This window comes from Paenibacillus sp. 01L418, assembly GCF_056400045.1.
This window is the reverse complement of the sequence record NZ_JBFTSN010000260.1, coordinates 1-9,172: the sequence shown is the minus strand read 5'-3', so window position 1 is coordinate 9,172 and position 9,172 is coordinate 1. Positions and strand designations below refer to the sequence as shown.

6 protein-coding genes, 9 tRNA genes and 1 rRNA gene are annotated in these 9,172 nt (G+C 47.1%); all 16 read left to right on the top strand.

What is annotated here, in order from left to right; all coding sequences use genetic code 11:
• Positions 1-180, top strand: a 23S ribosomal RNA gene (locus AC1DSE_RS23925); the annotation flags it as partial.
• A gap of 146 nt (positions 181-326) precedes the next feature.
• Positions 327-403: transfer RNA gene (locus AC1DSE_RS23920), tRNA-Ile, on the top strand.
• A 5-nt stretch (positions 404-408) separates the two neighbouring features.
• Positions 409-484, top strand: a tRNA-Asn gene (locus AC1DSE_RS23915).
• Positions 485-489: 5 nt separating this feature from the next.
• A tRNA-Ser gene (locus AC1DSE_RS23910) sits at positions 490-577 on the top strand.
• A 14-nt stretch (positions 578-591) separates the two neighbouring features.
• Positions 592-666: transfer RNA gene (locus AC1DSE_RS23905), tRNA-Glu, on the top strand.
• A 20-nt stretch (positions 667-686) separates the two neighbouring features.
• Positions 687-763, top strand: a tRNA-Met gene (locus AC1DSE_RS23900).
• A gap of 32 nt (positions 764-795) precedes the next feature.
• A tRNA-Thr gene (locus AC1DSE_RS23895) sits at positions 796-871 on the top strand.
• Between the two features lie 75 nt (positions 872-946).
• A tRNA-Thr gene (locus AC1DSE_RS23890) sits at positions 947-1,022 on the top strand.
• Between the two features lie 74 nt (positions 1,023-1,096).
• Positions 1,097-1,172: transfer RNA gene (locus AC1DSE_RS23885), tRNA-Thr, on the top strand.
• An 8-nt stretch (positions 1,173-1,180) separates the two neighbouring features.
• Positions 1,181-1,257: transfer RNA gene (locus tag AC1DSE_RS23880), tRNA-Pro, on the top strand.
• A 178-nt stretch (positions 1,258-1,435) separates the two neighbouring features.
• Positions 1,436-2,194, top strand: a complete 759-nt coding sequence (pdaA, locus tag AC1DSE_RS23875) for a delta-lactam-biosynthetic de-N-acetylase (protein ID WP_179089892.1) — start codon at positions 1,436-1,438, stop codon at positions 2,192-2,194.
• 198 nt (positions 2,195-2,392) lie between these two features.
• Positions 2,393-4,198 carry a sensor histidine kinase gene (locus AC1DSE_RS23870; protein WP_477512910.1) on the top strand — a complete coding sequence of 602 codons (1,806 nt, stop codon included), beginning with the start codon at positions 2,393-2,395 and terminating at the stop codon, positions 4,196-4,198.
• A 1-nt stretch (position 4,199) separates the two neighbouring features.
• The gene (locus AC1DSE_RS23865; RefSeq protein ID WP_477512911.1) at positions 4,200-5,825 is read left to right on the top strand and encodes a response regulator; all 1,626 of its coding nucleotides are present in this window, start codon (positions 4,200-4,202) and stop codon (positions 5,823-5,825) included.
• 127 nt (positions 5,826-5,952) lie between these two features.
• Positions 5,953-7,356: an ABC transporter substrate-binding protein gene (locus AC1DSE_RS23860; RefSeq protein WP_477528292.1), complete on the top strand. Its 1,404-nt coding sequence runs from the start codon at positions 5,953-5,955 to the stop codon at positions 7,354-7,356.
• Between the two features lie 89 nt (positions 7,357-7,445).
• Positions 7,446-8,345: a carbohydrate ABC transporter permease gene (locus tag AC1DSE_RS23855; protein WP_477512913.1), complete on the top strand. Its 900-nt coding sequence runs from the start codon at positions 7,446-7,448 to the stop codon at positions 8,343-8,345.
• Positions 8,346-8,356: 11 nt separating this feature from the next.
• A partial coding sequence (locus AC1DSE_RS23850; protein ID WP_477528291.1) for a carbohydrate ABC transporter permease occupies positions 8,357-9,172 on the top strand: 816 nt, incomplete at its 3' end.

The window sequence follows — 9,172 nt, the reverse complement described above, 5'->3', positions numbered from 1 at the left end:
CCGCTGGGTAGCCAAGTACGGACGGGATAAGCGCTGAAAGCATCTAAGCGTGAAGCCCCCCTCAAGATGAGATTTCCCAGTATGTAAGACCCCTTGAAGACGACGAGGTTGATAGGTTCGGGGTGGAAGCACAGCAATGTGTGTAGCTGACGAATACTAATCGGTCGAGGGCTTATCCTAAACACGTTTACTGTGACCCATACATCCAGTAGACAGCAGCWWAAAAGGCTTCAGCAAGCCTAATCTTTCGTATCCAGTTTTCAGGGCGCAATTTGATTACCTGATTATAAACAATTGATCTTACATAAGATTTATGTTTATGCTTAGGGCCTTTAGCTCAGCTGGTTAGAGCGCACCCCTGATAAGGGTGAGGTCGGTGGTTCGAGTCCACTAAGGCCCACCATATTTTCCCTGATAGCTCAGTTGGTAGAGCACTCGACTGTTAATCGAGTTGTCACAGGTTCGAGTCCTGTTCGGGGAGCCAAGTTTGGAGAGATACCCAAGTGGCTCAAGGGGACCCTCTGCTAAGGGGTTAGACTGCGTAAGTGGTGCGAGGGTTCGAATCCCTCTCTCTCCGTTCCAATTTTTCTAGGCCCGTTGGTCAAGTGGTTAAGACACCTCCCTTTCACGGAGGTAACAGGGGTTCGAGTCCCCTACGGGTCACCATATTTTTTCTTTCAAAATGACGCGGGGTGGAGCAGCCCGGTAGCTCGTCGGGCTCATAACCCGAAGGCCGCAGGTTCAAATCCTGCCCCCGCAACCAAAACACCTTTAAATGGTGAAAAAAATCCATATGCCGTTGTAGCTCAACTGGTAGAGCAACTGACTTGTAATCAGTAGGTTGGGGGTTCAAGTCCTCTCGACGGCACCATTTTTTCTTTAGATGCTCCTTGGTTGTTGCCAGGCAAGCATCAAAACTACCTGCAAAGGTAGACATAACCGTTACGCCGTTGTAGCTCAACTGGTAGAGCAACTGACTTGTAATCAGTAGGTTGGGGGTTCAAGTCCTCTCGACGGCACCATTTTTCTTAAGATGCCTCTTGGTTATGCCAAGCAAGCATCAAAAACCACCAGCATTGGTGGACATAATCGATGTGCCGTTGTAGCTCAACTGGTAGAGCAACTGACTTGTAATCAGTAGGTTGGGGGTTCAAGTCCTCTCGACGGCACCATCTTTTCTCGGGACGTAGCTCAGCTTGGTAGAGCACCTGGTTTGGGACCAGGGGGTCGCATGTTCAAATCGTGTCGTCCCGACCATCTTTTAACAGAATGATTGACAACATAAACCGCTATTCTCAAAGTCTACAGGACTTATGGGAATAGCGGTTTTTTTATGTGTTTATGGGGAAATATAAACGCAATATGCGGATGAAGTGCAATCACTTCATTGAATAAGGAGGCTTTACTGTTGAAGCAAAGGGTTAGAGTCGCTGTCATGCTTATTGCGATCTTATGGGGCTTAATAAGTCCAGCAGCTGCATATGGGCAGCCAGGAGTATTCCACTTCGGGTTTAAGAAAAGCGTGGAGGGGCGTCTGCCTTCGATCGATGAGGAGGGCTTTAAAGAAATCGTAACGAAGCACGGGGCTTTGTTCCTAGGGGATACAACGCAAAAGGAGCTATATCTTACTTTCGATAACGGCTACGAGAATGGCTATACACCGCGTATCCTTGATGTATTAAAAGATAAACAAGTACCAGCGGTCTTTTTTGTAACGGGACATTATGTCAAAGATCAGCCGGAACTTTTAAAGCGGATGGTGCTGGAGGGGCATATTGTAGGCAACCATTCTTGGAGTCACCCGGATATGTCGACCCTCTCAGAATCAAGCATCAAAACGGAGCTCGATAAGGTCAAGGAGCATGTAGAAACGCTGACCGGCCAGAAGGAAATGAAGTATCTGAGGCCACCAAGAGGCATATTCAGCGAACGGATGCTTGCCGCTAGCAAACAATTCGGCTATACGAATGTATTTTGGTCAGTGGCGTACAAGGACTGGGATGTGAATGCGCAAAGAGGATCACAATATGCGTATAACGAGGTTGTTAAGCAGCTCCATCCCGGAGCGATCATCCTGCTGCATTCCGTTTCCAAAGACAATACTGAGGCGCTCGGCAGAATTATAGACGAGGCTCGCCGGCAAGGATATCTGTTCAAAAGCTTAGATCAGATGGGCATTGATTTAAATATCTAGTAAAGTACGTCCAAAAGCCTTAACCTCATTACAGGGGTTGAGGTTTTTTGTTATTCCGAACCATTTTATATTGCAAACGCAATGTTAAAATCTTTAGAATTCTGCCCTCATCCCTTACTTTGCCGCATGTTTAGCTATTTTAACTTCCATTATAATAAAGAAGAGTGTGCCTAAGCCCACTTAGGCGATGAGAGGTGAATGATGATGTTCAGCAAAAAAAATTGGGGAGCGTTTGTTAAAAAATTATATTATTCTCTTTCGCTCAAGCACAGAATATGGCTGACCTTCGTTGTTTTAATCATGTTTGGCCTTACAGCAACAGGAGGTATTGCCTACTGGATCGCTTCGAAGGAAATACAGAGGAATGCGCTCAAAACGAGTCAGGATACGGTCAACCAATCTGCTCAAATCGTAAATGAACGGCTTAAGAACATTGGTATTGCCGTTCGTGCGCTTATGTTCAGCGACCCGTTCAAGCAGGTGATGACCGATGCACAAAACAATGACCGAGACCACTATTACAATACATGGACCTCACTTCAAGGTGTTTTCTCGCAGGTGAAATTCAATGACTCGATGATTGACAGCATTTTGATTGCTTCGCCGATCGGCGATTATTATCATACGTCCAATGTCCGGGACACGGCAAACTCATTTTATAATTCGGATTTGTATACGCATTTCAAGGAAATAAAGCGGGGCTTTTGGACGAAAGGGCATAAGGATGCCTTCTTTATGGATAAACAAGATGTGATTTCCCTTGTTGTGGAGGGAGTCAATGAGCTGGGCGAGAAGCGATCGGATGTTTATGTGGTCATTAATGTGAAGCAAGATGATTTGTATGAGCTGTTCATGGAAAATCTGTCGACAGCAGAGAAACAGTATTATTTTGTAGATTCAGAGGGCGAAGATGTGAATTTAGATAATCGATCGAGTCAGGAGAACCAGTTGACAAAGCACTCGGCGTTCACGAAGCAGTTGACCGCAGAAATGATGGGCTCGTTTTTTTATAAGGACAGGAAAAAGGAATATCTGGTGAACTACGCAAGGCTGGAAGTAAAGGATGATTGGATGATTGTTGGTATCCAGTCGAAGAGCGACCTGCTAGCGAAACTGAACGGCATCAAGAAAGCAACGATCTACGTCATACTTGGGTTGATGGTGCTGTCATTATTCATAGCGAACAACATGATCTATTTATTGTTAAAACCATTGTTCAGTCTCCAAAGGCTGATGAAACGGGTGGAAGAAAATGATTTGAATGTGCGTTTCGAAAGCGAATACAAGGATGAGGTATCCCAGGTGGGGTTTCGCTTTAATCGGATGTTGGACGAAATCAAGCAGCTGATTGAAGATGTCAAGGTACGGGAGAGTGAGAAGCGAAAGGCCGAGATCAAGGCGCTTTCCGCACAGATGGACCCTCATTTTTTTTACAATACGCTGAATACGATCTATTGCAAATCAGTGCTTGGCGAGAACAAGGACGTTAATGAGATGATTCTGGCTTTATCCCAAATGTTTCAGCTTAGCCTCAGCGGGGGGAGAGACTTGATTACGCTGGAGGATGAGCTTGATCATGTGCGCCAATATTTAGCCATTCAGCAGATTTCTTACGAGGAGCTGTTCGTTTGCCATATCGAGGTGCATCCGGAGCTGCTTGCCTGCGGAATTCCAAAAGTCGTCATTCAGCCACTTGTAGAAAATAGCATTTTGCATGGTTTTCAAGATCGTGAATCAGGTGGTGAAATTTATATTAATGCGCAATTGGATGAGGACTGGCTGCATTTGACGGTAGAGGATAATGGGACGGGGCTCATTCCCGAGCAGCTCATGGCTTCGATTATTCATCCAACGACGATGGATGAGGGATATGCTCTCCGCAATATTTATCATCGGCTCCAGCTGTACTACGGCGACCAGCAGCGCATGATCATAAGCAATAATGATAGTGGCGGAGCCCGGATTGAAATTTGGATTCCGAAGCAGACGGAAGGGATGGGGTAACATGAGTCAACCGGTCAAATTGTGCATTGTAGACGATATTCGAAGTGTAGTAGATATGCTGAAGCACAAAATCCCTTGGGCGGAGCATGGGATCGAGGTGGTCGGCAGCGCCACGAATGGCGAGGAGGGGCTTGCGGTTATTAAGCAAACGTCGCCGGACATAATTTTGACCGATATTCGAATGCCGAAGATGGACGGGCTAGAAATGACACGAAGTATTGTGGAAATGCTGCCTCATAGCAAAATTATTATTTTGAGCGCTTACACCGATTTTGAATATGCGAAAAAAGCGATCCAGTACGGGGCGCTTGATTATGTGAAAAAGCCTTTTTCAATCGAGGATATTATCAAAGTTGTATTAAAGGCGAAAGAAGCATCGGAGCAAGACAAACGGGAACGTTCGCATGTCATTGGGCTGGAGAAGAAGATTAAGGAAAGCCTGCCTGCGCTGCGGCAGGAGTATATGTCACTGCTTGTCCATCATCAGACCGAGGAGGCGGATATTTCACAGTGGTGGGGATTTCTAGATCTGCCGCCTTTGCAGGCTCCGCTTGCGGTCATGGTAATTCAAATTGACCAGTTTACTGACAAATATGGCGGCTTGGTTGTGAAAGAGCTGGAGCTGGCGCGTTTCTCCCTGCAAAATATCGTCGAGGAGACGATCAAGGAGCATACATCGGCGGTTATCTTCCGGGAGGCGCTTAACCGCTACGTCTGCATTATGCAGGGGCAGCCCGGGGATCATTTGATGCGGATTGCTGATTCCTGCTGCGAAAATATCGCCAGCTACACGAAGTTTACTATTTCCATCGGCATCGGGATGGAGGCGGGGAGTGTGCGTGAGCTCCCGAAGAGTTATCAGCAAGCGCTCAGCGCCTTGTCTTATCATTTCTATACCGGGGGAAATGGCGCATTTAGCTCCCAGCAAGAAGCGCAGGACAGCGCCGCTGGATGGATTTATACGACAGAGAGTGAAAATGAATTTTTATTCGGTTTTCGCTCGGGCAATAAGGAGAAGACATTAGAGTGGCTTGCTTCCATTTTTGATGAAATGCAAAGCTCCTCCGTGCTCCCCGAGCCTAGCGATGTCGAGCATCTCTTTCACGGCCTATCCCTTAGAATGCTCAGGGTGCTGCTGGAGAAGTTCCCACGCAGCAACCTGAAGGAGTTTGAGTCGAAGGTGCAGGAGGCGAGACGGGGAAGCCGTTCGTCGCTGCAGGATTATAGGCAATGGTTGACTGAGCTTTGCGAAATCGGATGCAGGCTGATCGATAAGGAGAGGGCAAGCGAATCACAAAAAATTATATATAGATCGATCGATTATATTAAAACACATTTGCAGCTTGACCTAACTTTGGAGCATTGCGCAAGGCAGGCGAATTTAAGCTGGGGCTATTATTCCAATCTATTCAAGAAAGTGTCGGGAACGACCTTCCAGCAATTCGTCACGCAGGTCAAAATCGAACGGGCGAAATCGATGCTAATCGAGGACTTTCAAGTGCAGGAAATCGCGCAGGAGCTTGGCTATGAACACAGGCGCTATTTCAGCGAGGTATTCAAAAAGCAGACCGGCCTTACGCCGACCGAGTTTAAGGAAATCTCCTTAGGCAGGTCACCGAAGCCGTAGAAGCAAGGTTTTGATAATCATGAAATATCTGCCCTTATTCGCAAGGTAGCCACATTACCTATGTGGGTCTGATCTCTTATAGTTAAGAAGCAAGCAAACGGTTTCACCTACAAAGGGAGGATCACCAATGTACAAAAAACTCGGAACGATCGTGCTGAGCTCATTTCTTGCCTTATCTCTGGCAGCCTGCGGAAGCACAAACAACAATTCGCCAGGGGAGGAGAGCGGAGCTTCCAACAAGCCTGCGGAATCGGACGGCGCAACAACACCAGCGAAAAGCGGCAAAAAAACAAAAATCGTGTATTGGACCGGAGATCGCCACGATATGGACTATATCAAGGAGGTTGTTCAAAGCTTTAATGACACGAATACGGACAACATCGAGGTGGAAATGGTCGTCAAGACGGATGATTACGATCAGGCAATCGACTTGGCGTTTGCTTCCGGACAAGGGCCTGATGTGTTCAGAGTGAAGGAGAATACGATCAAGACTTATGTAACTAAGGGTTATCTTGCACCGATTGATGCGATGCTGACAGACAAGATGAAGGAGCAGTTCCCGGTCATTCAGGACTTTAACCAAATTGATGGCAAAATGTACAGCCTGCCGAACTATGGCTCGACATTAAGGCTAGTGTACAACAAGGACCTGTTTGCCAAAGCAGGCATTGCCGCTCCTCCAACAAACCTTGCGGAAATGGTCGACGCAGCCAAGAAAATAACGGCTGTCGGCAAGGCAGAGGGTGCTTACGGCTTCGCGCAAAACTTCAAAAATGCGGATAGCGCGTTTGGCCGCTCTGCACGTGTCATTGCTGAAGTGAGCGGTTACGGCGGCTTCGGATATGATTTTAAAACCGGAAAATACGACTTTGCAGGCTTCAAAGACATTATTCAATCCTTCAAACAAATGTATGACGACGGAAGCACGCTGCCGGGTATGGAGTCGCTTGATACCGATCCGCTGCGCGCGCAGTTTGCGGAAGGCAAGCTAGGCATGTACCTTTCCTTCTCTTCCGAGCCGGGTGTATACAAAAACCAATTCCCAGCGAAAATCGATTGGGCTGCGGCACCTGTGCCAACAATTGATGGAACAGTCAAAGGTGCAAGCTCGTTCCTTGGCGGCCAATGGCTGGCGCTAAGCAGCTTCTCCAAAAACCAAGAAGCGGCGTGGAAGTTCATGGAATATATGTACGGCGATGAAATTTTGAAAACGTATCATGAAAAAGGCTTTGGCATCTCGATGGTACCTTCAATTTCGGCAGTTGCCGCGAAACCGGACATCAATGGCATTGATGGTTTCCTGCCAAGCGACAACGATGCTACATGGCCATTAAGTCCGGCTGTTACGATTGAGGGCATTAAGTACAATGATGCATTCTTTAAATATATGCTGGGCGGCGGGGATCTGGATGCGATCATTCAGGATCTGAACACAAGGTACAATGCGGCGCTTGATAAAGCGATTGCTAGCGGCGATGTGACCACGGCAGCAAAACCAGATTTTGATCCAACGAAGCTGGGTGCGAAATAACGGCTTAACTATAGGAACAGCAATGCGGGGTGGAGTGCAGACTCCACCCTTTGCTTTCCCCTAAGACAGAGTGTACGGGAGTGGAAACGATGAACAAAGCGCGTCAAATGAGTTTTTCTTATCTTTTTTTATTTCCAAGCCTGCTGCTAACGGTTGTACTAGGCATCTATCCGCTAGGCTGGGCTATCCGGTATATGTTTTTTGATTATAAAGGCTACGGCGAAGCTAGATTTACCGGCTTGTACAACTTCCGCAGGCTGCTTGCTGATAGCCAGTACTGGGACTCCGTAGTGAATACGTTCATTTATGCGGGCGGCAAGCTGATTGTGACAATACCGCTATGCCTGCTGCTAGCCGTTATTTTGAACCAGAAGCTTAAAGGCCGCAATGTACTTCGTGCGATCTATTTTATGCCAACGGTCATCAGCTCCGCGGTTATGGCTGTCGTGTTCTTTATTATTTTTAATTCGTATAACGGGGTGTTGAATCAGTATTTGCTTAAGTTCCATATTATCTCCGAGCGGATTGACTGGCTTGGACCCAAAAACGCAATGATGACTACGATTATTATTGCCATCTGGGGCGCTGTGGGCAACTATATGCTGTTGTTCTTGGCCGGACTCCAGAATATTCCAAATGATGTGTATGAGAGTGCTTCACTAGACGGTGCAAACAAAAGACAGCAGTTTTGGTATTTGACGATTCCGATGCTTGGACCTGTTCTGCAAATCGTCATTATGCTGGCAATTATCAACTCGCTTAAAGGTTATGAAACGATTATGGTACTGACCGAGGGCGGCCCGATTGGAAAAACTGAAGTTATGTATTTATACGTATATAAGCTATTTTTCCCTACGCCTTCCTCCGGTGCGGTCGTTGACCAGCAGTTCGGCTACGGAAGCGCAGTCGGCTTCACTACAGCCGTAATTGTAGGCATCATTACGCTTGTCTACCATCTGCTGTCTAATCGCATGAATAAAATGCAATGAGGGAGGATGCTATGAAGACGGAAGTTATACCCCATGTTCAAACGATCCAGAAACGAAAACCGCTTCGCACAGGGAAATTAGGCGGGCAGCTGCTGCTCTGGATTTTCTTGCTTGCAACGGCGCTCCTGATCTTGTTTCCCATAATCGTAACGTTGTTTGGTTCATTTATGTCGAATGCAGAGATCGCTACGGGCGGCAACATTTTGCCATCGGTGTGGCATTTTGAAAATTATGCGGAGGCGTGGGTGCAAGCGAACTTTTCCCGCTTTACTTGGAACAGTCTCATGCTTAGCGGCATGACAACGATCGGTACGCTTATCGTCGCTTCGATGGCTGCTTATGTTGTAGAACGGATGAATTTTCCGGGCAAAGCTTTGTTCGTGGCGATACAAGCATCGACGATGTTTATCTCGATAGGTGCGGTCGTCATTCGCCCCCAATACGAGCTGATGATCAAGCTGCATTTGCATACCTCYTTATGGGGCGTTATTTTGATATTAATCAGCGGGCACGCTTATATTTTTTTCATCCTGCTTAGTTTCCTGAAAGGAATATCCAGAGAGCTGGATGAAGCGGCACGGATTGACGGCTGTTCTAATGCAGGCATCTTTTGGAAAATTATTTTACCGCTCCTTAGACCGGGTCTCGGAGTGGGAGCGTTGTTCACGTTCTGCGGGGCGTGGAACGAGTATTTGAGGCCGCTCGTCTTTACGATGAATACGCCCGAGCTGCAAACATTAACGGTGGGACTCTCCTACCTACGCTATGGAGCGTCGGCGGCGGTTCAGACGCATTATATGTCGGCGGCGGTTCAGACGCATTATATG